Here is a 23,696-nt window from a genome sequence, read left to right on the forward strand (position 1 = left end):
GATGCAGGCGCTCACCCGGCGCCTGGCACGGGCAGTCAATGCCGAATGCGGGGAACTGCCGGCGGTGCTCGCCGGTTTCGCCCTGTTCTTCTGCCTGTTCGCCGGCTATTTCATGCTGCGGCCGATCCGCGAGGCGATGGGCATCACGGGTGGGGTGAGCAACCTGCAGTGGCTGTTCAGCGCCACCTTCGTCGTCATGTTGCTGGCCGTGCCGCTGTTCGCCTGGCTCAACTCGAAGGTCCCGCGCATTCAGTTCATCGACTGGGTGTACGGCTTCTTCTGCCTCAACCTGCTCGCCTTCGTCCTGCTGTTTCGCCTCGATCACGACAGCGTCTGGCTGGCGCGGGTGTTCTACGTATGGATATCGGTCTACAACCTGTTCGTCGTATCGGTGGCCTGGAGCCTGATGGCCGATGTGTTCGATGCGGCCCAGGCCCGCCGCCTGTTCGCCTTCATCGCCGCCGGCGCCAGTGTCGGCGGGCTCTGTGGTCCGTTGCTGAGCACGCTGCTGGTCGGCTACGTGGGTGAGTCGGGCCTGATGCTGATGGCCGCCGTGCTGCTGGGCGTGGCCATCTCGCTCAAGCGCTACCTGATGGGCTGGCGCGAAGGACGGGGCGCCGGCCGACCCGGGGCGCAGGCCAGTGAAAGCCCGCGCCGGCCGGTGGCGGGCAATCCGTTCAGTGGCCTGACCCGCCTGCTGCGCTCGCGCTACCTGCTGGGCATCGGCGCCTTCATTCTGCTGCTGACCTCGGTGAGCACCTTTCTCTACTTCGAGCAGGCACGTCTGGTGGCTGCGCTGTTCCCGGACCGTGCCGAGCAGGTCCGGGTATTCGGGGGGATCGATTTCGTGGTGCAGGCCGGTGCGCTGAGCGCACAGCTGTTCATCACCGGGCGGCTGGCGCAGCGGCTCGGGGTGCGGGTGTTGCTGGCGCTGGTGCCGGCCCTGGTCAGCCTCGGTTTCATCGGCCTGGCGCTGGCGCCGACCTTCGCCATGCTGGCGGGGCTGATGATCGTGCGGCGCATCGGCGAGTACGCCTTCGTGCGTCCGGGGCGCGAGATGCTGTTCGCGCCGCTGGATGCCGAGAGCAAGTACAAGGTGAAGAACTTCATCGACACGGTGGTCTATCGCGGCGGCGACGCCCTCAGTGGCTGGGCCAAGGCCGGCCTGGACATGCTCGGCCAGGGTACCTGGCTGGTCGCCGTGGTCGGCGCGTTCTGCGCCGCGCTGTGGGGCCTGCTCGGCTGGTACCTGGGTGGCCGCGCCGATGCACGGGCGGGTGAGCGGCAATAGCGCGGTGTGCTGATCAACCGGCCACCGCGATGATCTCCTCGATCAGCCATTGCAGCGCGGCGTCACGCTGGCGCTGCGCCAGGCTGACCACCTCCAGGTGGAACGGGCCGAGGGTGAAGGGCAGGTCGAACAGCCGCAGCGGCAGCAGGCTGGCGAAATGCCGGGCCAGGGCGGTGGGCAGCACGGCGGTCAGCTCGCTGCCGGCGACGATGTGCGCGGCCTGCAGGTAGTTCGGCGTGGTGTAGAGAATCTGCCGCGACAGACCCTGTTCGCCGAGCCACTGATCGACCATGCCACGGGTCTGTCCACCGTGTACCCAGAGGTGGCGCAGGCGCAGGAAGACACTGAGGTCCGGTACCTCCTGCAGCAGCGGATGGTCGTTGCGCGCCGCCAGTTTGAGCGTCTCACTCATCCAGTGGCGGCGGGCGAAGCGTGCGGGCAGCTCGTCGAAGCGTCCCAGCACCAGGTCCAGCTCGCCCTTGTCCAGCGCTTCCATCGGCAGGCTTGGGCTGAGGTGGCGAATGTCGATGCCGACGCCCGGTGCGTGACGGCTGAGGCGGTCGAGCAGGCGAGGCATGCACACCAGCTCGACGTAGTCGGTGACGGCGATGCGAAAGCGTTGGCGGCTCTCGCCGGGCACGAAGGACTCGCCGGCGCTCAGGCTCTGCTCCAGCTGGCGCAGGGCGCTGCGAATCGGCGCCTCCAGGGCCAGTGCCCGTGGCGTGGGTTGCATGCGCCTGCCCACGCGCACCAGCAGCGGGTCGTCGAGCAGTTCGCGCAGGCGGTTCAGGGCATTGCTCACGGCCGGTTGGCTCAGCGCCAGGCGTTCGGCGGCGCGCGAGACGTTCTGCTCGCGCAGCAGGGCGTCGAGCACGCGCAGCAGGTTGAGGTCGAAGTTGCTGAAATTCATCTGCTGAATACGTCGTATCACAAGACTAAATTTCAAAAATAGTAGCGGCTTGCTTATCGTGACCCAAGCTTTTGGGCGCTTTCGAGAGGAACAACAATGAACAACACCGTCTCGCCGCTTCGCTGTGCCGCCGTGATCGGCGCCGGCACGATGGGCCGCGGTATCGTCATCAGCCTGGCCAATGCCGGCCTGCGCGTGCTCTGGCTGGACAACAACCGGCAGATGCTCGAAGCCGGTCTGCAGATGGCCGAGGAGACCTGGGCGCACAACGTCGCCAAGGGCCGTATCGATGCGCCCGAGGCGGCTGCTCGGCGTGCCCTCGTTGAGGCGGTGGATGGCTATCCGGCGCTGGCCGATGCCGACCTGGTGATCGAGGCGGTGTACGAGAATCTCGAGCTCAAGCAGCAGATCTTCCGTGAGCTGGACGCGGTGATGAAGCCCGGGGCGTTGCTCGCCAGCAACACCTCGGCGCTGGACATCGACGCCATCGCTGCGGTCACCACGCGCCCCGAAGCGGTGCTCGGGCTGCACTTCTTCAGCCCGGCGCACATCATGAAGCTGCTGGAAATCGTACGCGGCGCCAGCACCGCGCCGGCTGTGTTGCAGGCCGCCGTGGCACTGGGCACGCGCATGGGCAAGGTGGCGGTGGTCGCCGGCAACTGCCACGGCTTCATCGGCAATCGCATGCTGCACACCTACGTACGCGAGGCGCGCATGCTGCTGCTCGAAGGCGCCTGGCCGCACCAGGTGGACGCGGCATTGCAGGGGTTCGGTTTCGCCATGGGGCCGTTCCGTATGTACGACGTGGTCGGTATCGACCTGGAGTGGCGGGCCCGCGAGCTGTCCGGGCAGGGCCAGGACGACCCGGCCGTGCAGGTGGATAACCGCCTGTGCGAACTGGGACGCTTCGGCCAGAAGAGCGGCAAGGGCTACTACCTGTACGCGCCGGGCAGCCGTCAGGCGGAACATGATCCGGCCGTCGACGGCCTGGTGCAGATGCAATCGGAGCGCCTCGGGTTCGTCCGTCGCGATGTCGGCACCGAGGAGATCGTCGAGCGTTGCCTGCTGGCGCTGGTCAACGAGGGGGCGAAGATCCTTGAGGAGAACATCGCCGTCAGCAGCGCGGATATCGATCGGGTCTACCTCAACGGTTATGGCTTCCCCGCCGAGCGTGGCGGGCCGATGAGCTGGGCCGATGCTCAGGGCCTGGCCGCCATCCGCCAGCGCCTGTTGCTGCTGGCCGAACGCTTCGGCGCACACTGGCAGCCTGCGGCGCTGATCGAGCGCCTGGTGCAGGCGAACAAGACCTTTGCCGATGTTCAGGAGGGTAAGGCATGAGCTACCAGGCACCTCTGCGCGACATGCGCTTCGTGCTGCACGAACTGTTCGATGCCGCCGGCCACTGCGACCGCCTGGGCAACGGCCTGGATCGCGAGCTGATCGACGGGGTTCTCGAGGAGGCTGCCGCCTTCGCCGCGGGCGAGGTCGCCCCGCTCAATCGCAACAGCGATGAAGAGGGCTGCCGGCTCGAGGATGGCTGCGTGACGACGCCCCGGGGCTTTCGCGAGGCCTACCGGCGATACGTGGACAACGGCTGGGCGAGCATGACCGGGCCGCTGGAGCATGGCGGCCAGGGCTTCCCGCAGCTGGTGGCGTTCGCCTTTCACGAGATGCTGATGGGCGCGTCACTGTCCTTCCGCGTGTACTCCGGGCTTACCGAGGGGGCGGTGCTGGCGCTGCACCGGCATGGCAGCGAAGCGCTCAAGCAGGGCTACCTGGACAAACTGGTCAGCGGTCAGTGGGCCGGCACCATGTGCCTGACCGAGCCGCAGGCCGGCACCGACCTGGCACTGCTGCGCACCCGTGCCGAACCGCAGGCCGATGGCAGCTACCGGGTGAGCGGCAACAAGATCTTCATCAGTGGCGGCGAGCAGGACCTGTCGGAGAACATCGTCCACCTGGTGCTGGCGCGCCTGCCGGATGCGCCTGCCGGGGTGAAGGGCATCAGCCTGCTGCTGGTGCCGAAGTTCATCGCCGCGGCCGACGGCACGCCGGGCGAGCGCAATGCCCTGAGCTGCGGCGCCATCGAGCACAAGATGGGGATCAAGGGCGCCTCCACCTGCGTGATGAACTTCGACGGTGCGACGGGCTGGCTGGTCGGCGAGGCCAATCAGGGCCTGGCCTGCATGTTCACCATGATGAACGACGCGCGCTTCCAGGTCGGTCTGCAGGGCCTGGGGATCGGCGAGGCGGCCTTCCAGGGCGCGTTGCGCTATGCCCGCGAGCGTTTGCAGTCGCGGGGGCTGACAGGCGTGCAGGCGCCGGACAAACCGGCCGATCCGATCATCAATCACCCTGACGTGCGGCGCATGCTGCTGACCCAGAAAAGCCTGCTCGAAGGCTGCCGCATGCTCGCCGCCTATACCGCGCGCCAGCTGGACCTGGAACACGCCGCCGAGGACGGCGAGAGCCGCAAGGCGGCTGGCAAGCGTGCGGCGCTGCTGATCCCCGTGGTCAAGGCGTTCTTCACCGACATGGGCCAGGAGGTGGCCAGCCATGCGGTGCAGGTCTACGGCGGCCATGGCTTCATCCGTGAATGGGGCATGGAGCAGCTGATGCGCGACAGCCGTATCACCCAGCTCTACGAAGGCACCAATGGCATCCAGGCGCTGGACTACATCCGCCGCAAGGTCCTGGGTGATGGCGGCAGCGAACTGTCTGCGCTGCAGGCCGAGTTCAGCGAGCTGTGCGATGCTCAGGCCGAGCATTCGCGCCTGGCGGAGATGGCCAGGGTCGTGCAGGGCCGAATCGGCGAGTGGCGGGAGCTGAGCGCGGCGCTGCTCGCGGCTTGCCAGCGCGACCCGCAGGAGATTGGCGCCACCTCGGTGGACTTTCTCCAGTACTCGGCCTACGTACTGCTGGCCGGCTTCTGGTTGCAGGCTGCGGCGCGAGCCCAGCAGGCGCTGGACGCCGGCAGCGCCGAGGCGGACTTCTACCAGGCCAAGCTGCACAGCGCGCAGTTCTACCTGCGCCGTGTGCTGCCGCGCGCCAGTGCCCACCGCGAGGCGCTGCTGGGTGGTGCGGACTGCCTGATGGCCATGGCCGAGGAGAGCTTCGCCTTCTGACCGAGCGACGGTGCAGGGGCCGGCAAGCCGGCGCTTGCACCGTCAGTGATACCCGAGGCCACGACTACAACAAGAGGAGCACTGCATGCACCCTTTCAGCTTCACCACCACCGCGCAGATTCTCTGCGAGTCCGGCGCCAGCCTGAGGCTGGCCGAACTCTGCCATGAGCGCGGCGCTCGCCGCGTGCTGATCGTCACCGATCCGGGCATCACCCGGCTCGGTCTGCTCGACCCGTTGTTGCCGGGCTTTGCCCGTGCCGGGATGGACGTGCGGGTATTCGATCAGGTGCTGGCCGACCCGCCCGAGGCGGTGGTGCTGGCCGCCGTGGCCCAGGCCCGCGAGCAGCAGGCGGAGCTGGTGATCGGCTTTGGCGGCGGCAGTTCGATGGACGTGGCCAAGCTGGTGGCGCTGCTCGGGCATCCCGACTGCGAGCAGGGGCTGGCGCAGATCTACGGCGTGGGCAACGCGCGTGGTTGGCGCCTGCCGCTGATCCAGATCCCGACCACCGCCGGTACCGGCTCCGAGGTCACCCCCATCGCCATCGTCACCACCGGCGAGACGACCAAGATGGGCGTGGTCTCCCCGCTGCTGCTGCCCGATCTGGCACTGCTCGACGCCGACCTGACCCTGGGGCTGCCGCCGGCGGTGACCGCCGCGACCGGTATCGACGCCATGGTGCACGCCATCGAGGCCTACACCAGCGCGCTGAAGAAGAACCCCATCTCCGATCTCCTGGCGCGTGAGGCGCTGCGTCTGCTGGCCGGCAACCTCGACGAGGTGGTGGGTAATGGCGGCAACCGCCAGGCCCGTCAGGCCATGCTGCTCGGCGCCTGCCTGGCCGGCCAGGCATTCGCCAATGCGCCGGTGGCGGCGGTGCATGCGCTGGCCTATCCGCTGGGCGGGCACTTCCATATTCCCCATGGCCTGTCCAATGCCCTGGTGCTGCCGCAGGTGCTGGCATTCAATGCGCCGGTTGCCGCACCGCTGTATGCCGAGCTGGCGCCGCTGGTGCTTGGCGATCGACTGCGACCTGGCACTGCCGCTGCGCAGACCGGGCAACTGATCGAGGCCCTGGCCGCCTTCAGCGAGCGCAGTGGCCTGCCGACGCGCCTGCGCGACGCCGCTGTCAGCGCGGCCATGTTGCCGACGCTGGCGGCGGACGCCATGCTGCAGCAGCGCCTGCTGGTGAACAATCCACGTGAGATGAACGAACAGCAGGCCCTGGCCATCTACCAGGCCGCCTACTGACGCGCCAAGGAACCTGCATGAACCCACCCCAGCACCTGCGTGGCGACTACCGCCATTTCCAGCCGATCACCACGCGCTGGCACGACAACGACATCTACGGCCACGTCAACAACGTGACCTACTACAGCTACTTCGACAGTGCGGTGAACGCCTACCTGATCGCCGAGGGCGGCCTGGATATCCATGCCGGCGAGGTGGTGGGCTTCGTGGTCAGCTCCAGTTGCGACTACTTCGCCTCCATCGCCTTCCCCGATGCCATCGAGGTGGGGCTGCGCGTCGGCAAGCTGGGCAACAGCTCGGTGCAGTACGAGTTGGCGATCTTCCGGGCGGGCGAGGAGCAGGCCTGCGCGGCGGGGCGCTTCGTGCATGTCTTTGTCGAGCGCACGAGCAATCGCCCGGTGGCCATACCCGATGCCTTGCGCGCGGCGCTGGCGAGCCTGCTCAGCGCCTGATCGACAGCGCCGGCTGGCGCACCGGCAGAAGATGGCCGGTGACCTGCAGTGAACCCGCGATGTGATGCTGCTTTCACCGCTACCTTGCCGGCGTAGGTAGTTCTGCGATGGCCTGCTAGGCTGTGGGCAGTCATTCGCCAGGGAGTGCCCATGTCCGATTTCGAGCGTGAGCAGGCGCAGCAGCGCGCTGCCCGCATCGCTGCGTTCCGCGAGGAGTTGAGCGCACTGAGCGCGGAGCAGGTCCTGCAACTGAGCGAGGCTCAGGCGCTGGCGGTCAGCAGCCATCATCAACGCCTGCTGGCGCACTTTCGCCAGACGCTGGACATCGACGCCGACGCTCGTGCCCGCCAGTTGTCGCTAGGCATGCGCCTGGCCTCGTTGTTCGGCGCGCTGGCGCTGGCCGCCGGCCTGTTCTTCCTCTTCTACCAGTTCTGGGGGCTGTTCGCCGCTTCCGCTCAGGTCGCCATCCTGCTCGGCAGTACCCTGGGCAGCCTGCTGCTGTGCCACTGGCTGCAGCGGCGCGACAGCTCCGGCTATTACGCGAGGCTGGCAGCCGTGCTGGCGTTCGTGTGCTTCGTGCTCAACCTGTCGATGCTCGGGCAGATCTTCAACATCGCCCCGTCCGACAAGGCCTTGCTGCCCTGGGGCGCGCTGGCGCTGCTGCTGGCCTATCAGTGCCGCCAGCGCCTGCTGCTGGTGGTGGCGCTGCTCTGTTTCGGCCTGTTCGTCGCCGCGCGCCTGGGGGACTGGGCCGGCTGGCACTGGTGGTCGCTGGCGGAGCGACCGGAGCTGTTCATGCCGCTGACCGCATTGCTGCTCGTGCCGCAGGGGTGGGATCAGCGCCGCTACCTGGGGTTCGCGGCCTGCTACCGGGTGATGGGGCTGCTCTATCTGCTCGGCCCGGTGCTGGTGCTGTCCTACTGGGGCGGCGGCAGCTATCTCGGCTGGTCCACGGGCTGGATCGAGGCGTTCTATCAGACCCTCGGCTTCGCCCTTTCAGGGTTGGCGATCTGGCTGGGCATTCGCCGTGGCTGGAGCGAAGTGGTCAGCACCGGGCTGGTCTTCGCTCTGATCATGCTGTTCGCCAAACTGTTCGACTGGTGGTGGCAGCTGTTGCCACGCTACCTGTTCTTCCTTCTGCTCGGTCTGATCGCGTTGCTGCTGCTGGTACTGCTGCAGCGCTGGCGGCGCACGGCCAATGGCGGTGCAGCATGAAGCGCCCCCTGTGGCTGGCCCTGGGTATCGTGCTGCTGAGCAACGCCGTTGCCCTGGGCGGTGTCTGGTACAACCGCAGTGGTGAGCCCGAGGCGCGCCTGTCGCTCAGCGAGCGCGAGCTGCAGCGTGTTTCCAGTGGCTGGCTGGCGGATGAGGGGGACACCGTGACGCGTCTGCAGCTGGTCTGGCGCCGCCCCGGTGACGACTGGCAGCTGCCCTGGCTGGACGCGGCCAAACTCAGGGCGCTGGGGTTCGCTGTCGGCGACGGGCAGGTCGAGCTGGGGCGACAGCCGGCGCGCGAGGTCTGGCTGGTGCTGGAGCAGGATGGGCCGAGCTACCGGCGCCAGGTCGAGCAGATGCGCCAGGCGCTGAGCCAGGCCGAGGCCGAGTTGCAGGCCAGCCCCGACAGTGAACTGCTGCAGCAGGAGCGGGACGAGCGCCGCCGTCGTCTGGAGCACGAGGAACAGCGGGCCAGTCGCCTGATGCTGGTGGATGCGGGGGTGGACCCTGAGGCGCTGCGCCAGCGCTGGCCGGATCGGCGGCATCAGGTGTTGCTGGCCGGTCGCATCGAGCCCTACCGCCATTCGGCGCAAGGCGGTTATGGCGCCAGCATCCGCCTGGACAATGGACGCCTGAGCGTTCCCCATGCCTACCGGGAGCAGGCGCGCGGCTGGACGCCGGCCTATCAGCAGTCAGGGTTCAAGGCGCAGGTCGATGTCGCGTTCGGTCGCCGCCACGAACCCTGGGTACTGGGCGTGCGTTAGCGACGGTGCCAGTGCTTGTGGTGTTTCCGATGCTTCTTGCCGTTGTAGTGGCGATGCTTGCCACGGCGATCGTCATCGTAGCTGGCGTTGCCCATGTAGTTGCCCAGCGCACCACCGGCCCCTCCGCCGACTGCGGCACCGACCACGCCGCCGGTGTTGCCGCCAACCTGCTGACCGACCACGTTGCCGCCCGCCGCACCCAGTGCGCCACCGATGGCTGCTTCCGTACGGCTGCGGCGATCGGCGCCGACCATGCTGCCGGCGGCGCCGCCCAGGCCAGCGCCCACGGCGGCACCGGTGTTGCCACCGACCTGCTGACCCACCATCGCACCCACGGCTCCGCCCAGGGCGCCGCCGAGGCCGGCTTCGGTGCTGCCGGCAAAGGCATAGCCCGCGCTGCTCAGGCCAAGGGAAAGGAAGAAGAGTTGCACAGACTTCATGGACACCTCGAATGCAGAAACCGCCAGATGGCAGGGGTTACGCCATTGACCGGCGATTTCCGTTCGAGGTTCCAGGCCGCCGGTCAGCTGGTCGCGCTGCTGCCCAGCAGGTTGCTGCCGTTCGCTGCCGCGAGGCAGATGGCGACGAACTTGGAGGTCGGCGTGCTGCTGCCCACGCCGGCACTTTCCAGCGGCACCAGCGGGTTGGCCTCGGGGAAGTAGGCCGCAGCCTGGCCGGCGGGAATGTCGAAGGCCAGCAGGGTGAAGCCGCTGACGCAGCGCTCGACACCGTCGTTCCACAGCGAGCGGATGTTCACTTTCTGGCCGGGCTTGAAGCCCAGGCGCAGGATGTCCGCCTCGTTGGCGAACAGCACGTCGCGCTGGCCGCGCACGCCCCGGTAGCGGTCATCGAGGCCGTATACCGTGGTGTTGTACTGATCGTGCGAGCGCAGGGTCTGCAGGATCAGGTCCGGGGTCTCACCGCTTTCGCGAACCTGCGGGGGGAGCAGGTCCTCGAGCAGGGCGTTGGCCTTGAAGTTGGCCTTGCCGGAGGCGGTGCTCCACTGCCGGGCCCCGGCCGAGTTGCCGAGGTAGAAGCCGCCGGGGTTGGCGACACGCCGGTTGAAGTCCTGGAAGCCGGGGATGGTGTCGGCGATCAGGTCGCGGATGCGGTCGTAGTTGGCGATCAGTGCGTCCCAGGCCACCGGGTGATCACCCAGCGTCGCCTTGGCGATGCCGGCGATGATCGCCGGCTCCGAGCGCATCTCGCTGCCGGAAAGCGGTTCCAGCTGCCCGTAGGAGGCGTGGATCATGCTGAACGAATCCTCCACCGTCACCGCTTGTGGACCGTCGAGCTGGCGGTCGATGTCGGTGCGGCCGAGGCACGGCAGGATCAGCGCATCCTTGCCCACGGTCAGGTGGCTGCGGTTGAGCTTGGTGCTGATCTGCACGGTGAGGTCGCAGCTCTGCAGTGCCTGGTGGGTGCGCGGGCTGTCCGGGGTGGCCTGGGCGAAGTTGCCGCCGAGGCCGATGAACACCTTGGCCTGGCCGTCGAGCATGGCGTTGATCGCTTCCACGGTGTTGTGCCCGTTCTCGCGCGGCACCTTGAACTGGAAACGTTCCTCGATGGCGTCGAGCAACGCCACCGGTGGGCGGTCGTTGATGCCCATGGTGCGGTCGCCCTGCACGTTGCTGTGGCCACGCACCGGGCACAGGCCGGCGCCGGGGCGGCCGAGGTTGCCGCGCAGCAGTTGCAGGTTGACGATTTCCTGGATGGTGGCCACCGAATGGTGGTGCTGGGTGATACCCATGGCCCAGCAGATGATCACCCGCTCGGCACGGCGGTACATGCGTGCGGCCTGCTCGATGTCCCTGAGGCTCAGCCCCGACTGTTTCTCGATGGTCTCCCAGGCGGTGTCGTCGAGCAGCGCCAGGTAGGCGTCGACGCCATCGGTGTGTTCGGCGATGAAGGCATGGTCGAACAACGCGGGCTCGCCCTTGGCCTGCGCCTCGCGCTCCCACTGCAGGAGGAACTTGGCGATGCCGCGCAGGGCGGCCATGTCACCGCCCAGGGCCGGACGGAAGAAGGCGGTATTCAGCGGCTCGGAGCCGTTGGTGAGCATCTCCAGGGCGTTCTGCGGGTGCTGGAAGCGCTCCAGGCCACGCTCCTTGAGCGGGTTGAAGCAGACCACCTGGGCGCCACGCTTGACCGCCTCGCGCAGCGGTTCGAGCATGCGCGGGTGGTTGGTGCCGGGGTTCTGGCCGAGCACGAAGATGGCGTCGGCGTGTTCGAAGTCGTCGAAGGTGACGCTGCCCTTGCCGATGCCGACGCTCTGGATCAGCGCCACGCCGCTGGCTTCGTGGCACATGTTCGAGCAGTCGGGGAAGTTGTTGGTGCCGTAGGCGCGGACGAACAGCTGGTAGAGGAACGCGGCCTCGTTGCTGGCGCGGCCGGAAGTGTAGAACTCGGCGTGATCCGGGCTCGGCAGCGCCTTGAGGTGCTGCGCGATCAGGGCGAAGGCGTCGTCCCAGCTGGTCTGCACGTAGCGGTCGCTGGCAGCGTCGTAGCGCATCGGGTGGGTCAGGCGGCCCTGGTATTCGAGCCAGTAGTCGCTCTGCTCGCGCAGCTGGCTGACGCTGTAGCGCTTGAAGAATGCCGCATCCACGCGACGTTTGGTGGCTTCCCAGTTGACCGCCTTGGCGCCGTTCTCGCAGAACTTGATGCGGCCGTCCTCGGGGGAGTCGCCCCAGGCACAGCCGGGGCAGTCGAAGCCGCCATTCTGGTTGGTCTTGAGCAGGGCGCGCAGGTTCTTGAACGGCTGCTTGCTGTCCAGCCAGAAGCGGGTGACGGCGTTCAGCGCACCCCAGCCCGCAGCGGGGCCGTTGTAGGGTTTGTAACGAGGGTTGACGGGTTGCAGGCTCATGGTCGGTCTTCTTCGTCAGGCGCCGGGCTGTAGACGCGCGGCGTGCTGTGATGAGGCAGGTGGATCAGGTTGAGGTGATGGCGTCGCGCCCATTCCACGGTCAGTGCCGTGGGGGCGGACAGGCTCACCAGGGTGCCGATGCCGGTACGTACGGCCTTGTGCAGCAGTTCCAGGCTGCAGCGGCTGGTCACCAGGGCGAAGCCACCGCGGGTGTCGATACGTTCGCGGGCCAGGGCGCCAATCAGCTTGTCGAGAGCGTTGTGGCGGCCGATGTCTTCGCGGCACAGGCGGATCTCGCCCGCTGCGTCGATGAACAGGGCGGCATGCAGGGCGCCGCTGTGGCGTGCCAGCTGCTGCTGTTCGCCGATGCGCTCGCGCAAGCCGCTCAGGTGCTGCAGTGCCGGCAGCGGTGCGCCGGGCAACGCCTGCAGGACGGGCAGGGCCTGCTCCAGGGCATCCACGCCGCACAGGCCGCAACCGCTGCTGCCAGCCAGTTGCCGGCGCTGCTGCTTGATGGCCCAGAATGCGCGGCTGCTGACTTCCAGGCGGGCTTCGCGGCTGTCGCCGAGACCGCGCAGCTGGATGTCATAGATATCGTCGATGGACGAGATCAGACCATTGCCGAGGCTGAAACCCACGGCAAAATCTTCCAGGTGATGGGGCGAAACCATCATCACGGCTTGGTTCAGGTCGTTGTAGCTGATCGCCAGGGCGCATTCTTCGGCGAGTGCGGCATGCTGCGCACGGCCGTCACCAAGTTCGGCGTAGGCGTAGGCACTGGCAATCTGCGGCGAGGCGTCTGGCTTGGCCATCGAGGCGTGCTCTGTGACAGATTGACACAGGCAAGCCTAGGCTCATGGACGAGGAGCGTCTAATCGTTGGCTTTGATACCTTGATCGAGCGTATCTATCGTGGTGTTTGCAGCCAGTCCCGGGCCTCTTCGAAACAGGCCTGGGCCAGGGGCGAGCCTGGCGCGCTGCGGCGCATGATCAGGCCCTGCGGGGCCAGGGTGTGGGCATCTTCGATGGGCAGCAGGCGCAGATGGCCTTCGGCCGGGGTGCCGTCTATCGGCAATGGCATGATGCAGCAGCACAGCCCGGCGCTGACGGCTTGGGTGAGGTGATGGACGGCGTCGGCTTCCACGCGCACCTGCGGGCTCAGGCCACGGGCACGGAAGCTGTGGTCGATGGATTGGCGGAAGTGCATGCCGGTCGACAGCAGCCCCAGGGGCAGGCCGGCCAGTTGCTCCCAGCGCAGGCTGCTGCTGGCGAAGTGAAAATGGCGCTGGTCGTAGAGCAGGCCCATGCGGGCTTCGGCCAGCTCCAGGCCGGCGAAGTGCTCGCGGTCCAGGCGGTCGAGATAGGACAGGCCCAGGTCGAGCTGATTGCGCGCCAGCTGTTCGAGGATCTGTTCGCTGCTCAACGCCTGCAACTGGAAGCGCAGGCCCGGATGGCGGGCGGCGAACAGGCCGATCAGGCGCATCGGGTCGAAGCTGGCCAGCGGCACGACGCCCAGGCGCAGGGTACCCACCAGGTGACCACGACAGGCCGCCGCTTCCGCGAGCAGGCCATCCTGGGCTGCCAGCAGGCTGCGTGCCCAGGCCAGGATGCGTTCGCCTTCGGCGCTGAACCCTTCGAAGCGCTGGCCGCGACGCACCAGCTCCAGGCCCAGCTCGTCCTCCAGCTGACGCAGGCGCATGGACAGCGTTGGCTGGGTCACGTGGCAGCGCGCGGCCGCCTGACCGAAGTGGCGTGTTTCGTCGAGGGCGACGAGAAATTTCAGTTGCTTGATATCCATGGGAACTCCTGGTCTGGGCGGATTCTAATGTGCGCGGGCCAATCCGGGGCGTCTGCTGAACTAGACTTTGCGCTCCGGGAGCTGTGCCCGGTCATCCACAAGGAAAGAGAGGAATTGCCATGAGTCTGTTTGCCTTTGTCAAAGATGCTGGGGTCAAACTGTGGGAGTCACTGGTGGGGCAGGAGGCGCAGGCCGCCGAATCGCTCAAGGAACATGTTGCCAAGGTCGGTCTGGGCAACCCGAATATCGACGTCAGCGTCGAAGGTGACAAGGTCATCGCGCGTGGCGAGGTGGCCACCCAGGAAGAGAAGGAGAAGATCCTGCTGGCTCTGGGCAACGTGGCCGGCGTCGGTGAGGTCGAGGATCAGATCAGCGTGACCACGCCGGCCCCGGCCGCGCGTTTCGTCACCGTGAAGAAGGGCGACACGCTGAGCGCCATCGCCAAGAGCGAGTACGGCAACGCCAACGCCTACATGAAAATCTTCGAGGCCAACAAACCGATGCTCAGCCATCCGGACAAGATCTATCCGGGCCAGGTGTTGCGCATCCCCTAGGGCGCAGCCCGCTTCTCGCCGCCGGCTTCGGCGGTCTCGGGTGGAAAGCCTTCGCGGTTTCCACCCTACAGCCCCCGCAGCAGCTCGCGGTAGTCCTCCACGGCGGCGAACTCTTCGCTGTCCTTGGGGCCGGCCTGGCTGTCCGGCTGGCGCACGGCGAGCAACTGGGCGAGGCCGAAGCGCCCGGCGCTGCGCAGGATCGGCAGGCTGTCGTCGATGAACAGGCTGCGTGCCGGATCGAAGTCGACGTCCTGGCGCAGGGCGGACCAGAACTGCTGGTCTTCCTTGGGATAGCCGTAGTCGTGTGAGCTGATCAGGCGTTCGAACCAGGCCGCCAGTTCCACGCGCTCCATCTTCAGCGACAGCGAATCGCGGTGTGCATTGGTGATCAGCACCACGCGCTTGCCGGCGTCGCGCAGTGCGCGCAGGAACAGCTCGGCATCCGGGCGCAGGGCGATCAGGTGGGCGACCTCGCGTTTGAGATCGCGGATCGACAGGCGCAGTTCGCGACTCCAGAAGTCGGTGCAGTACCAGTTCAGCGTGCCGGCATGTTCGCGAAACAGCGGCAGCAGCTCGGCCTCGGCCAGCGCCAGGCTGATGCCGTGGTGCTCGGCATAGCGCCGTGGCAGATGGCTCAGCCAGAAGTGGTTGTCGAAGTGCAGGTCGAGCAGGGTGCCATCCATGTCGAGCAGGACGGTGTCGATCTGGTGCCAGGGCAGTGCGGGCATGCTGGCCTCGTGCAAAGAGTGAATCCGTCGACCTGTTTCGCCTTGATGCAATCTCGGCCAGGGACAATGACAAAAGCCGCTGTATGATAACCGACCAGGTCACGCCAAGGAGTCAGCCCATGCGTCAGAAGCCCACGGTACTCGCCCGTGAAATAGTCGCCAGCAGTCGTCTGTTTCGTGTCGAGGAAGTGCAGTTGCGCTTCTCCAACGGCGCGGAGCGCACCTACGAACGTCTGGTCGGCAAGGGCTCGGGCTATGGTGCGGTGATGGTGGTGGCGATGCTCGATGCCGAGCATGCGGTGCTGGTGGAGGAATACTGCGGCGGTACCGACGACTATCAGCTGTCGTTGCCCAAGGGCCTGATCGAACCGGGTGAGGACGTGCTGGTGGCGGCCAACCGCGAGCTCAAGGAGGAGGCGGGCTTCGGCGCCCACGAGCTGGAATACATCACCGAGCTGAGCCTGTCCCCCGGCTACATGAGCCAGAAGATCCAGGTGGTGCTGGCGCGCAACCTGTTCGAGGAGCGCCTGCCCGGTGACGAGCCGGAGCCGATGCGGGTGGACCGCATCAGCCTGCGCGAGCTGTCGAGCCTGGCCCGGCATGAGCAGTTCAGCGAGGGGCGTGCCCTGGCGGCGCTGTACCTGGTGCGTGATCTGTTGAGCGCACGCGGGGAGTTCAGCCTGTGAGCCATCCTCTCGTTCCGCGGGTGATCGAACTGGTGCGCGCCGCCGGTGCGGCGACCCTGCCGTACTGGCGCAGTGGCGTCGCGGTGACGGAGAAGGCCGATGCCTCGCCGGTGACCGCTGCCGACCTGGCCGCGCACCACATTCTCGCCGACGGACTGAAGGCCCTGGCGCCGGACATTCCGGTGCTGTCCGAGGAAGCCGCCGACATCCCCCTGAGCGAGCGCTCGGCCTGGACGCGCTGGTGGCTGGTCGATCCGCTGGACGGCACCAAGGAGTTCATCGCCGGTTCGGAGGAGTTCACCGTCAATGTCGCGCTGATCGAGCAGGGGCGCGTGGTGTTCGGCGTGGTCGGCATCCCGGCCAATGGTCGCTGCTACCACGGCGGTACCGGCCTGGGCGCCTGGTGCAGCGACGTGGTGGGTGACGAGCGTCCGATCAGTGTTCGCCTGGCGCCGGCGCGGGGCTTTACCCTGGTGGCCAGCAAGCGCCATTCGAGCCCGGCACAGGAAACCTTGCTCGCGGGCTTGACCGCCCGTTTCGGCGCGCCGCAGCTGGCCAATATCGGCAGCTCGCTGAAGTTCTGCCTGCTGGCCGAAGGCAACGCCGATTGCTACCCACGCCTGGCGCCCACCTCGCAGTGGGATACGGCGGCAGCACAGGGCGTGCTGGAGGGGGCCGGGGGCGAGGTGCTTGATCTGGCCGGCGAGGCACTGACCTACGAAGCGCGTGAGTCCTTCCTCAACCCGTCGTTCCTGGCGCTGCCGGCCGCGGCCGAGTGGCGCGGCGAGCTGATCGAGCTGGCGCGCGATCTGGAAGGTTGAGGCATTTTCTGCGGGGGTGGCGGGTTGCACCCGCCCTACGTGAGGGCGCGGCGGCGATGCGTTGCGACGTCGGGGAGTCGCGGCTGAAGCCGCTCCTACCTGGCGTGTCTCTGGCGGGGAGTGGCGGGTTGCACCCGCCCTACCTGAGGCTGCAGGGCGTGGCCGTGGGAGGCGCTTCAGCGGCGACTTGCGCGGCGAAAGCCACTCTCCGGGGCATCACGCTCAGTCGAGCATGTCGCTGTAGCGCTCGTCCTTCCTGAACACCAGCGGCTGGTCGAAACCGGGCACCTTCACTTCGTCGCGGGTGATGGAGATCGCCTGGTCGTCGATCATGTCGTTGCCGAAGTTGTAGATGATGTCCAGTTTGCCCTGCAGCGCCTGGCTGTCGTAGGCCGCTGCGGCAGTGCGCGTGCTCTCGCGGCGCGCCAGGTAGGCGTCGAAGGCGGCCTGGCCGTGGCGTTTGCGCAGCATGCGCTCGGTCACGTGCGGGGCCAGCACCAGGGCGCTGGCGTTGTTGCCGCCGAAGCCCTTGGAGTTGATGAAGGCCACGTCCAGTGCCTGCTCGCCGACCTTGCGGTCTTCGGTGGACAGGCTCAGGTGCTTCTGGTGCACGTCGCCGGCTACCGCATCGATGGTCTTCAGGCCGGGCACGATGCCGTACTTGAAGGCGCCGAGTGCGGCGATCACCTGGTCACCGCTGGCGGTGGCCAGGGAGTGGCCGACGAAGGCCTTCACCGCAGTGATCGGCCACTGCTCGATGCCGAAGGCCTCGGCGACGCGGTCGAGGATTTCCGACTCGGTGACGCGGTTGGCCGGGGTGCTGGAACCGTGTGCGTGAACGAAGCTGCGCTGCTGCACGGCATCCAGCCCCAGCAGCTGCACGGCGCTGGCCACGGCCTTGGCCACGGTCAGGTAGTTGCCCGGGCCCGGGGCGGAAATCGACTTCTTGAAACCGTCGGCGTTGATGAACACATCCGGCACCGCGCCGTGGATTTCGGCACCCAGCTCCAGGGCCAGTGCGTCGTCCATCAGCACCACGAACTGGCAGGCCTCGGCCAGGGTGAAACCGCAGTTGGCACCGAACGGGCGGCTGGCGCGGCGGAAGTCGACGCTGTCGCGGCCTTCGAGCTGGCGCAGGCCATCCTCGGTGGCCAGTGCGCCCATGGCGCCGTAGCCTTCGATGCACTCCTGGTTGATCGGTGCCTCGCTGCTGCCGACGATCACCACGCGGGCCTTGCCGCTGGCGATCTGCTCGATGCCTTTCTGCAGGTTGTAGAGGAAGGTGGCACAGGCGCCGGTGATGCTGCCGGTGGTGCCGACGCTGCCGAGCACGTAGGCGTTGATGAAGTCGGCCGGCATGGTGTTCAGGCCCAGGGCCAGCTGCTTGGCGGTGACGCGGCCACCCTTGAGGCGCGACTGCATCATGCCGCCGAAACCGTTTTCGTCGAGCTGGCTCATGATGCAGCTGGCGAACACGGCGATTTCGTCCGGTGCGACGTGCTGGACGATGCGCTGCCAGTCGATACCCACCGAACGCAGCGCGTCGGTGACGCCGACCACGGTCATGGCCAGGCCGCGTGGGTGGAAGCGCGAGTTGTACAGTTCGCTCGGCTCGAAGCCGGTGGGCAGTTGCCCGGCGGATTTCACGGCCAGCGGGCGGTAGCTGTCGACCTTGAATTCGCAGCTGTCGTGCAGGGTGACGCGTACGTCGTTGCCGTCGAGCGCTTCCAGCGACCAGTTGGCCGGCAACGGTTCGGGCAGCTGCTTGCGCTGGGTGACGAAGCTCAGGGCCGTGCCGTTGGCGGGCGCGACGCCGATGTTCTTGTGCCAGTGGGCGGCATCCGGATCGAGGTGCTGCTTCTCGATACGGCGGACCAGCGTGCCGGCGAGGATCTGCTCGGCGTAGCGGCTTTCGATGTCTGCCAGGCTCAGTGGCTGGCCGTCCTGGTCCCGGTACTGGCCATCGACCACGCGCACCAGCTTCATCATCTGCGCCAGACCGGCCAGCGTCTCCTGGCGGGCCTGGGGCTGCAGCGACTCTTGTACGGTGCGACGGAAACCATGGTGGAAGGAGCTGCGCCCGGCTGCGTTGTAACCCCCAAAACCCACGATCACAGGTAAGCGCGACATAACTCAAAAGCTCCTGAACAAGGCCAGCGCGACGCCAGGCCGGCGCCTTGGGCGCGGGCGGGAGTCATAGGGCGGTGGCGTTTGGAAAATCTCGGCTGCCTAACCTGACGTGGATCATGACTGTCGAGTCACTCATTCGTCCAATGTCGTGGCGCGGGCAAGGCGTGTCGCGGATGAGACAGGCCGTGTTCAGGGCGATGCGTGGGAGGCGGGGTGCGCCCCGCGAGGCGCGCCCGCCGGGTGGCGGGCGCGGAGGGCTCAGCTCTGGTAGCTGATGTGACCATCGACCAGCGTATAGCGCACTGCCGCAGGCAGGCTGTGGTCGAGGAAGGGGCAGTTCCTGCCCTTGGAGTACCAGCGCTCGCCAGCCAGGGTCGAGGCCTGCGGGTCGAACAGCACGATATCCGCGGCGCTGCCGACGGCCAGTTGCCCGGCAGGCAGGCGCAGTGCGCTGGCCGGTCCGCTGGACAGGCGTGCGAGCAGTGTCGGCAGGTCCAGCAGGCCATCCTGCACCAGCGTCATGGCCAGCGGCAGTAGCAGTTGCACGCTGCTGATGCCCGGCTCGGTGGCGGCGAAGGGCGCCAGCTTGGCATCGCGCTCGTGCGGCTGGTGATGGCTGGCGATGGCGGAGATCACGCCGGCCTTGAGCGCCTCGCGCAGGCCGTCACGGTCCTTGCCGGAACGCAGCGGCGGTTGCACGTGGTAGAGGCTGGAGAAGTCGATCAGTGCCTCGTCGGTCAACAGCAGCTGGTACAGCGCCACGTCCGCCGTCACCGGCAGGCCACGGGCCTGGGCCGCGGCGATCAGCTCGGCGCCACGGGCGCTGGTGATCTGGCTGAAGTGCGCGCGCACGCCGCTCTGTTCCACCAGCAGCAGGTCGCGGGCCAGGGCCACGGTTTCGGCGCTTTCCGGGATGCCGGCCAGGCCGAGGAAACTGGCGGTGGGGCCCTCGTGGGCCAGGCCGCCTTCGGCCAGGTCGAAGTCCTGCGAGTGGAAGATCACCTGCAGGTCGAAGGTCGCGGCGTATTCCAGCGCGCGGCGCAGGGTGCGGCTGTTGCGGAAGTTGTCCAGGCCGTTGCCGAAGGCCACGCAGCCGGTGTCGCGCAGGGCCACCAGCTCCGCCAGCTGTTCGCCGGCCAGGTTCTTGCTCAGTGCGCCGATGGGGAACACCTTGGTGTGCCCGGCCTCGCGGGCGCGGTCGAGAATCAGCTCGGCCACCGCCGGGGTGTCCAGCACGGGTTTGGTGAACGGCGGGCAGCACAGGCTGGTGACGCCGCCGGCAGCCGCTGCCAGGGTCTCGGTGGCGATGCTGCCCTTGCGGCTGTAGCCGGGTTCGCGCAGCGCCACGGACAGGTCGACCAGGCCGGGGGCGGCGACCAGTCCCAGGGCGTCGAGGGTCTTGTCGGCAGTGAAGCCGGCGGGCGCCTGGTCAATGGCGGCCAGCTTGCCGCCGTCGAGGTACAGGTCGCTGACCCGATCCAGGCCGCTGCTGGGATCGATCACACGGGCGCCGAGGATTGCGGTACGCATCAGTTGGCCTCCTCGGCGTTGAGTTGACGTTGCGCGTTCTGCCCGCTCATGGCCATGGACAGTACGGCCATGCGGATGGCGATGCCGTAGGTGACCTGGTTGAGAATCACCGATTGCGGGCCGTCGGCCACCGCCGACTCGATCTCCACGCCGCGGTTGATCGGTCCCGGGTGCATCACCAGGGCATCGGGCCTGGCCAGGGCCAGGCGCTGCTCGGTCAGGCCGAACAGGCGGTAGAACTCGCCTTCGCTGGGCAGCAGGCCGCCCTGCATGCGTTCGCGCTGCAGGCGCAGCATGATCACCACGTCGACGTCCTTGAGGCCTTCGTCGGCATCGCTGAACACGCGCACGCCGTAGCTCTCCTCCAGGCCGATGGGCAGCAGGGTCTTCGGCGCGATCACGCGGATGTCCGGGCAGCCCAGGGTCTTCAGGGCGAGCATGTTGGAGCGCGCCACCCGCGAATGCAGGATGTCGCCGACGATGGCCACCGAAAGGTTCTCGAAGCTGCCCTTGTGCCGGCGAATGGTGAGCATGTCGAGCATGCCCTGGGTCGGGTGGGCGTGCCGGCCGTCACCGCCGTTGATGATCGCCAGGTTCGGGCACACGTGCTCGGCGATGAAGTGGGCGGCGCCGGAGTCGGAGTGGCGCACGACGAAGATGTCGGCGGCCATGGCCTCGAGGTTGCGCAGGGTGTCGAACAGGGTTTCGCCCTTGCTGGTCGAGCTGGTCGACACGTTGAGGCAGATGACGTCAGCCGACAGGCGCTGGGCGGCCAGTTCGAAGGTGGTGCGGGTGCGCGTGGAGTTCTCGAAGAACACGTTGCACACGGTCTTGCCGCGCAGCAGCGGGACCTTTTTCACCGCACGCGCGCCGACCTCGAGAAAGGAGTCGGCGGTGTCGAGGATTTCGGTCAGCAGCTCGCGGGGCAAACCGTCGAGCGAGAGGAAATGGCACAGCTGGCCTTGGTCATTGAGCTGCAGCGGGCGCTTGGCGGCGAGTGGCGTCATCGCGGGGGTCTCAGTTGGCGAGCGTCTGGAGTTCGAGGGTCAGGGGCGTGGGGCCGGACAATTTTACCCGCTCGTTGGCCGCCAGTGACAGGGTGGCGCCGACCACATCGGGGCGAATCGGCAGTTCACGGGCGTTGAGGTCGAGCAGGCTGACCAGGGTCACGCTGGCCGGGCGGCCGTAGTCGAACAGTTCGTTCAGGGCGGCGCGGATGGTGCGACCGCTCATCAGCACGTCGTCGATCAGCACCAGGTGCTGGCCTTCGATCTCGAATGGCAGCTCGGAGGGCTGCACCTGCGGGTGCAGGCCGTTCTGGGTGAAGTCGTCGCGGTAGAAGGAGACGTCGAGGATGCCCAGCGCGTCCTCGCGGCCGAGTACCTGGAGCAGGGCCTGGGCGACCCAGACGCCGCCGGTGCGGATGCCGATGAAGCGTGGCTCGCTGATCTGCCGCTGGTTGAGGTGCTGGGTCAGAGCGCTGGCCATGGCCGGCAGCAGGTCGTTGGGGTTCGGTAGCATGGCGAAACTCCTTGATTAAACGGCTGCTGAGAGCGTGAGCGAGGCTGCCGAGCGCCGGCAGCGCAACCGGTTCTCAGCCCGTGCAGTTTTCCTCCAGCCAGCCCTGCAGCAGCAGGGCGGCGGCAATGGCGTCGACGGGGCGCTCGCGGTAGCCGCCGCTCTGGCCCTCGCGCAGGCGCTGGCCCTTGGCCTCGAAGGTGGTCAGGCGCTCGTCGTGGGTGTAGGCCGGCAGGTTGAAGCGGCCGTTGAGGCGGCGCGCGAACTTTTCCGCACGGGCGCTCATCTCGCTGGGCGTGCCGTCCATGTTCAGCGGCAGCCCGACCACCACGGCGTCGGGCTGCCACTCCTTGATCAATGCTTCCACGCGGTTCCAGTCCGGCACGCCGTTCTGAGCCTTGAGCACGCACAGTTCACGGGCCTGGCCGGTGATCATCTGGCCGACGGCGACGCCGATCTGCTTGCTGCCGTAGTCGAAGCCCAGCAGCAGGCGCAGTGGTTTGTCGCTCATCAGGCGTGGCCCGCCTGCGAGGTGAGCAGGCTGAGATTGACGCCCAGGCGTGCGGCGGCGGCATTCAGGCGCTGGTCGTAAGGCAGGTCGAAGAGGATGCTGCTGTCGGCCGGGCAGGTCAGCCAGGCGTTGTCGACCAGCTCGGCCTCCAGCTGCCCGGCGTCCCAGCCGGCGTAGCCCAGGGTGATCAGGTACTTGTCCGGGCCGCTGCCGTCGGCGATGGCGAAGAGCACATCCTGCGAGGTGGACAGGCCCAGTTCGCCAAGCTCCAGGGTGGCCTGGAACTGCGGGCCGGCGGGGTGGAGGACGAAGCCACGGTCGGTCTGCACCGGGCCGCCGGCGAAGATCGGCAGGCTGTGGCACAGCGCGGCGGGCTCCTCGTCCGGGCGCAACTGCTCCAGGACGTCGGCCAGGTTGAGGCCGTTGGGCTTGTTGATCACCAGGCCCATCGCACCCTGGTCGTTGTGCTCGACCAGGTAGGTCACGGTCTGCGCGAAATTCGGATCGGCCATGTGCGGCATGGCGATCAGGAAATGGTGCTTGAGCGAGGTCGGGGCTGATGTGTTCATGGCGCCTAGTTTGGAGCGGCTGGCGACAAGCTACAAGCGCGGCCGCTCAGGCGGGTGCATCGTCCAGGCGAGGGGTCAGTTGCTCGACAGCCGGTCGCCGCGCTCGAAGCGCCAGGTGCGGATGATTTCCAGGCGGTCGATATCGGCCAGGTCGCCGGTGAACGGGGCGTAGGGCGCAGCCAGGCGCACGATGCGCTGGGCCGCCTGGTCGAGTTCGGCATGCCCCGAGGACTCCAGTATCTGCACCTCGTAGAGACTGCCGTCGCGGTTGATCGACACCAGTAGGCGCAGGCTGCCGTAGATGCGCTTGCGGCGGGCTTCATCCGGGTAGTTGAGGTTGCCGATGCGCTCGACCTTCTTGCGCCACTCGTCCTTGTACCAGGCACCCTTGTCGCGCATGGTCGAGGCGGCGTTGAGGCGATGGATCTTCGGGCGTTTCGCGTACTGCTGGACTTCCTGGGCCAGTTCGGCCTCGAGGCTGGCGATCTCTGCCGACAGCTGCGCGGAGTCGAAGACCGGCGCCGGGCGTGTGTCCGGCACCGGCTTGGCTTCCTCGCGCTTGACCGGGGTCTTCTGCTGTTGCGGCGCACGCGTGGCCACCGCCGCCTTGGGCGCTTCCTGGCGGGTAGCGGGTTGCTGCGGGGTGGCCGGCGGCGTGACCTTGCGCACCTCGCTGTCCTGGAACGGCGCCTGCTCCGTGGTCTTGGGGGCGGCGACGTGTTCCAGGGTGCCGCTGCCCTGCTGGTTGTCCTGGGCGAGGAAGTCGGCCTCCTTGGGCTTTTCCTCGCTCTTGAAGGTGGACAGGGTGATTTCCAGCGTCTTGCTGATGTCCGATGGCGACTCCAGGCCGAAGCCGATGCCGAGAATCAGCGCCACGTGCAGCGCAGCGGCGAGGAACAGGGTGAACCCCAGGCGATCCGCCGGACGGACGGTGGCGGAGGTGGTGGGCGGTGGGGTGGCTGCTGCGTTCATCGCGTTTCGGG

The 23,696-nt window shown here is 67.6% G+C and carries 23 protein-coding genes; 10 read left to right on the forward strand and 13 right to left on the reverse strand.

All coding sequences use genetic code 11. The features are described 5' to 3' along the window. Position 1: 1 nt before the first annotated feature. Positions 2-1,291: an NTP/NDP exchange transporter gene (locus tag JLK41_RS01835; protein ID WP_210390214.1), complete on the forward strand. Its 1,290-nt coding sequence runs from the start codon at positions 2-4 to the stop codon at positions 1,289-1,291. Positions 1,292-1,304: 13 nt separating this feature from the next. Here JLK41_RS01835 and JLK41_RS01840 read toward each other — a convergent pair whose 3' ends face one another. Continuing rightward, positions 1,305-2,201, reverse strand: a complete 897-nt coding sequence (locus JLK41_RS01840) for a LysR family transcriptional regulator (RefSeq protein ID WP_037050195.1) — start codon at positions 2,199-2,201, stop codon at positions 1,305-1,307. Between the two features lie 96 nt (positions 2,202-2,297). Here JLK41_RS01840 and JLK41_RS01845 point away from each other — a divergent pair, with 96 nt between their 5' ends. The 6 genes from JLK41_RS01845 to JLK41_RS01870 all read left to right on the forward strand — a co-directional run bounded on the left by JLK41_RS01845 (position 2,298) and on the right by JLK41_RS01870 (position 9,006). Next, the gene (locus JLK41_RS01845; protein WP_210390215.1) at positions 2,298-3,539 is read left to right on the forward strand and encodes a 3-hydroxyacyl-CoA dehydrogenase; all 1,242 of its coding nucleotides are present in this window, start codon (positions 2,298-2,300) and stop codon (positions 3,537-3,539) included. Continuing rightward, a complete protein-coding gene (locus JLK41_RS01850) occupies positions 3,536-5,326 on the forward strand; it encodes an acyl-CoA dehydrogenase C-terminal domain-containing protein (protein ID WP_210390216.1) in 1,791 nt (596 codons plus the stop codon). The genes JLK41_RS01845 and JLK41_RS01850 overlap by 4 nt, the downstream gene beginning before the upstream one ends. Before the next feature lie 85 nt (positions 5,327-5,411). Further along, entirely contained in the window at positions 5,412-6,575 is a 1,164-nt protein-coding gene (locus tag JLK41_RS01855; RefSeq protein WP_210390217.1) for an iron-containing alcohol dehydrogenase, read from the forward strand. 17 nt (positions 6,576-6,592) lie between these two features. Continuing rightward, positions 6,593-7,027, forward strand: coding sequence for an acyl-CoA thioesterase (locus tag JLK41_RS01860; RefSeq protein WP_037050180.1), 435 nt, complete (start codon positions 6,593-6,595; stop codon positions 7,025-7,027). 150 nt (positions 7,028-7,177) lie between these two features. Next, complete coding sequence (locus JLK41_RS01865) at positions 7,178-8,242, forward strand: DUF2157 domain-containing protein (RefSeq protein ID WP_210390218.1); 1,065 nt, start codon at positions 7,178-7,180, stop codon at positions 8,240-8,242. Further along, positions 8,239-9,006 (forward strand): DUF4824 family protein, encoded by a 768-nt coding sequence (locus tag JLK41_RS01870; RefSeq protein ID WP_210390219.1) that lies wholly within the window; start codon positions 8,239-8,241, stop codon positions 9,004-9,006. The genes JLK41_RS01865 and JLK41_RS01870 overlap by 4 nt, the downstream gene beginning before the upstream one ends. Here JLK41_RS01870 and JLK41_RS01875 read toward each other — a convergent pair. The 4 genes from JLK41_RS01875 to JLK41_RS01890 form a co-directional block, all read right to left on the reverse strand. Then, the gene (locus JLK41_RS01875; protein WP_037050173.1) at positions 9,003-9,446 is read right to left on the reverse strand and encodes a glycine zipper domain-containing protein; all 444 of its coding nucleotides are present in this window, start codon (positions 9,444-9,446) and stop codon (positions 9,003-9,005) included. The two genes, JLK41_RS01870 and JLK41_RS01875, sit on opposite strands and share 4 nt — an antisense overlap. Positions 9,447-9,529: 83 nt before the next feature. Then, on the reverse strand, positions 9,530-11,869 hold the full coding sequence (locus JLK41_RS01880; protein WP_210390220.1) for an FdhF/YdeP family oxidoreductase: 2,340 nt from the start codon (positions 11,867-11,869) through the stop codon (positions 9,530-9,532). After that, positions 11,866-12,681, reverse strand: coding sequence for a formate dehydrogenase accessory sulfurtransferase FdhD (gene fdhD, locus JLK41_RS01885; RefSeq protein WP_210390221.1), 816 nt, complete (start codon positions 12,679-12,681; stop codon positions 11,866-11,868). Before fdhD ends, JLK41_RS01880 begins: the two co-directional genes overlap by 4 nt. Before the next feature lie 94 nt (positions 12,682-12,775). After that, entirely contained in the window at positions 12,776-13,666 is an 891-nt protein-coding gene (locus tag JLK41_RS01890; RefSeq protein WP_047585580.1) for a LysR family transcriptional regulator, read from the reverse strand. 119 nt (positions 13,667-13,785) lie between these two features. On the opposite strand from JLK41_RS01890, the gene lysM reads away from it, so the two are divergent. After that, positions 13,786-14,220: a peptidoglycan-binding protein LysM gene (gene lysM, locus JLK41_RS01895; RefSeq protein WP_037050164.1), complete on the forward strand. Its 435-nt coding sequence runs from the start codon at positions 13,786-13,788 to the stop codon at positions 14,218-14,220. A gap of 65 nt (positions 14,221-14,285) precedes the next feature. Here the strand turns inward: lysM and yrfG are convergent, their stop codons facing one another. Continuing rightward, the gene (yrfG, locus tag JLK41_RS01900) at positions 14,286-14,948 is read right to left on the reverse strand and encodes a GMP/IMP nucleotidase (protein ID WP_210390222.1); all 663 of its coding nucleotides are present in this window, start codon (positions 14,946-14,948) and stop codon (positions 14,286-14,288) included. Between the two features lie 119 nt (positions 14,949-15,067). Here yrfG and nudE point away from each other — a divergent pair, with 119 nt between their 5' ends. Both nudE and cysQ read left to right on the forward strand, forming a co-directional pair. Continuing rightward, the gene (gene nudE / locus JLK41_RS01905) at positions 15,068-15,634 is read left to right on the forward strand and encodes an ADP compounds hydrolase NudE (protein ID WP_037050162.1); all 567 of its coding nucleotides are present in this window, start codon (positions 15,068-15,070) and stop codon (positions 15,632-15,634) included. Next, entirely contained in the window at positions 15,631-16,455 is an 825-nt protein-coding gene (gene cysQ, locus JLK41_RS01910; protein ID WP_210390223.1) for a 3'(2'),5'-bisphosphate nucleotidase CysQ, read from the forward strand. The genes nudE and cysQ overlap by 4 nt, the downstream gene beginning before the upstream one ends. Positions 16,456-16,677: 222 nt before the next feature. Here the strand turns inward: cysQ and JLK41_RS01915 are convergent, their stop codons facing one another. From JLK41_RS01915 to JLK41_RS01945, 7 genes are all read right to left on the reverse strand, one after another. Further along, positions 16,678-18,585: a beta-ketoacyl synthase gene (locus JLK41_RS01915; protein WP_210390224.1), complete on the reverse strand. Its 1,908-nt coding sequence runs from the start codon at positions 18,583-18,585 to the stop codon at positions 16,678-16,680. A 258-nt stretch (positions 18,586-18,843) separates the two neighbouring features. Further along, positions 18,844-20,115 carry a dihydroorotase gene (locus JLK41_RS01920; RefSeq protein ID WP_210390225.1) on the reverse strand — a complete coding sequence of 424 codons (1,272 nt, stop codon included), beginning with the start codon at positions 20,113-20,115 and terminating at the stop codon, positions 18,844-18,846. Next, on the reverse strand, positions 20,115-21,122 hold the full coding sequence (locus JLK41_RS01925) for an aspartate carbamoyltransferase catalytic subunit (RefSeq protein ID WP_210390226.1): 1,008 nt from the start codon (positions 21,120-21,122) through the stop codon (positions 20,115-20,117). The genes JLK41_RS01920 and JLK41_RS01925 overlap by 1 nt, the downstream gene beginning before the upstream one ends. A gap of 10 nt (positions 21,123-21,132) precedes the next feature. Next, positions 21,133-21,636: a bifunctional pyr operon transcriptional regulator/uracil phosphoribosyltransferase PyrR gene (gene pyrR / locus JLK41_RS01930; protein ID WP_047585592.1), complete on the reverse strand. Its 504-nt coding sequence runs from the start codon at positions 21,634-21,636 to the stop codon at positions 21,133-21,135. Between the two features lie 73 nt (positions 21,637-21,709). Then, positions 21,710-22,147 carry a Holliday junction resolvase RuvX gene (gene ruvX, locus JLK41_RS01935; RefSeq protein ID WP_134678179.1) on the reverse strand — a complete coding sequence of 146 codons (438 nt, stop codon included), beginning with the start codon at positions 22,145-22,147 and terminating at the stop codon, positions 21,710-21,712. Continuing rightward, complete coding sequence (locus JLK41_RS01940; RefSeq protein ID WP_037050146.1) at positions 22,144-22,713, reverse strand: YqgE/AlgH family protein; 570 nt, start codon at positions 22,711-22,713, stop codon at positions 22,144-22,146. The genes ruvX and JLK41_RS01940 overlap by 4 nt, the downstream gene beginning before the upstream one ends. 75 nt (positions 22,714-22,788) lie before the next feature. Further along, entirely contained in the window at positions 22,789-23,685 is an 897-nt protein-coding gene (locus JLK41_RS01945) for an energy transducer TonB (RefSeq protein WP_210390227.1), read from the reverse strand. Positions 23,686-23,696 lie beyond the last annotated feature (11 nt).

The sequence above is a fragment of the Ectopseudomonas khazarica genome, assembly GCF_017915135.1.
In the GTDB taxonomy this organism is placed as follows: Bacteria; Pseudomonadota; Gammaproteobacteria; order Pseudomonadales; family Pseudomonadaceae; genus Aquipseudomonas; species Aquipseudomonas khazarica.

Excerpts from the sequence above, each read along its gene's own strand:
- JLK41_RS01835 (WP_210390214.1), top strand. The coding sequence starts at position 2 with ATGCAGGCGCTCACCCGGCGCCTGGCACGGGCAGTCAATGCCGAATGC.
- JLK41_RS01840 (WP_037050195.1), bottom strand. The coding sequence starts at position 2,201 with ATGAATTTCAGCAACTTCGACCTCAACCTGCTGCGCGTGCTCGACGCC.
- JLK41_RS01845 (WP_210390215.1), top strand. The coding sequence starts at position 2,298 with ATGAACAACACCGTCTCGCCGCTTCGCTGTGCCGCCGTGATCGGCGCC.
- JLK41_RS01850 (WP_210390216.1), top strand. The coding sequence starts at position 3,536 with ATGAGCTACCAGGCACCTCTGCGCGACATGCGCTTCGTGCTGCACGAA.
- JLK41_RS01855 (WP_210390217.1), top strand. The coding sequence starts at position 5,412 with ATGCACCCTTTCAGCTTCACCACCACCGCGCAGATTCTCTGCGAGTCC.
- JLK41_RS01860 (WP_037050180.1), top strand. The coding sequence starts at position 6,593 with ATGAACCCACCCCAGCACCTGCGTGGCGACTACCGCCATTTCCAGCCG.
- JLK41_RS01865 (WP_210390218.1), top strand. The coding sequence starts at position 7,178 with ATGTCCGATTTCGAGCGTGAGCAGGCGCAGCAGCGCGCTGCCCGCATC.
- JLK41_RS01870 (WP_210390219.1), top strand. The coding sequence starts at position 8,239 with ATGAAGCGCCCCCTGTGGCTGGCCCTGGGTATCGTGCTGCTGAGCAAC.
- JLK41_RS01875 (WP_037050173.1), bottom strand. The coding sequence starts at position 9,446 with ATGAAGTCTGTGCAACTCTTCTTCCTTTCCCTTGGCCTGAGCAGCGCG.
- JLK41_RS01880 (WP_210390220.1), bottom strand. The coding sequence starts at position 11,869 with ATGAGCCTGCAACCCGTCAACCCTCGTTACAAACCCTACAACGGCCCC.
- fdhD (WP_210390221.1), bottom strand. The coding sequence starts at position 12,681 with ATGGCCAAGCCAGACGCCTCGCCGCAGATTGCCAGTGCCTACGCCTAC.
- JLK41_RS01890 (WP_047585580.1), bottom strand. The coding sequence starts at position 13,666 with ATGGATATCAAGCAACTGAAATTTCTCGTCGCCCTCGACGAAACACGC.
- lysM (WP_037050164.1), top strand. The coding sequence starts at position 13,786 with ATGAGTCTGTTTGCCTTTGTCAAAGATGCTGGGGTCAAACTGTGGGAG.
- yrfG (WP_210390222.1), bottom strand. The coding sequence starts at position 14,948 with ATGCCCGCACTGCCCTGGCACCAGATCGACACCGTCCTGCTCGACATG.
- nudE (WP_037050162.1), top strand. The coding sequence starts at position 15,068 with ATGCGTCAGAAGCCCACGGTACTCGCCCGTGAAATAGTCGCCAGCAGT.
- JLK41_RS01915 (WP_210390224.1), bottom strand. The coding sequence starts at position 18,585 with ATGTCGCGCTTACCTGTGATCGTGGGTTTTGGGGGTTACAACGCAGCC.
- JLK41_RS01920 (WP_210390225.1), bottom strand. The coding sequence starts at position 20,115 with ATGCGTACCGCAATCCTCGGCGCCCGTGTGATCGATCCCAGCAGCGGC.
- JLK41_RS01925 (WP_210390226.1), bottom strand. The coding sequence starts at position 21,122 with ATGACGCCACTCGCCGCCAAGCGCCCGCTGCAGCTCAATGACCAAGGC.
- pyrR (WP_047585592.1), bottom strand. The coding sequence starts at position 21,636 with ATGCTACCGAACCCCAACGACCTGCTGCCGGCCATGGCCAGCGCTCTG.
- JLK41_RS01940 (WP_037050146.1), bottom strand. The coding sequence starts at position 22,713 with ATGAACACATCAGCCCCGACCTCGCTCAAGCACCATTTCCTGATCGCC.
- JLK41_RS01945 (WP_210390227.1), bottom strand. The coding sequence starts at position 23,685 with ATGAACGCAGCAGCCACCCCACCGCCCACCACCTCCGCCACCGTCCGT.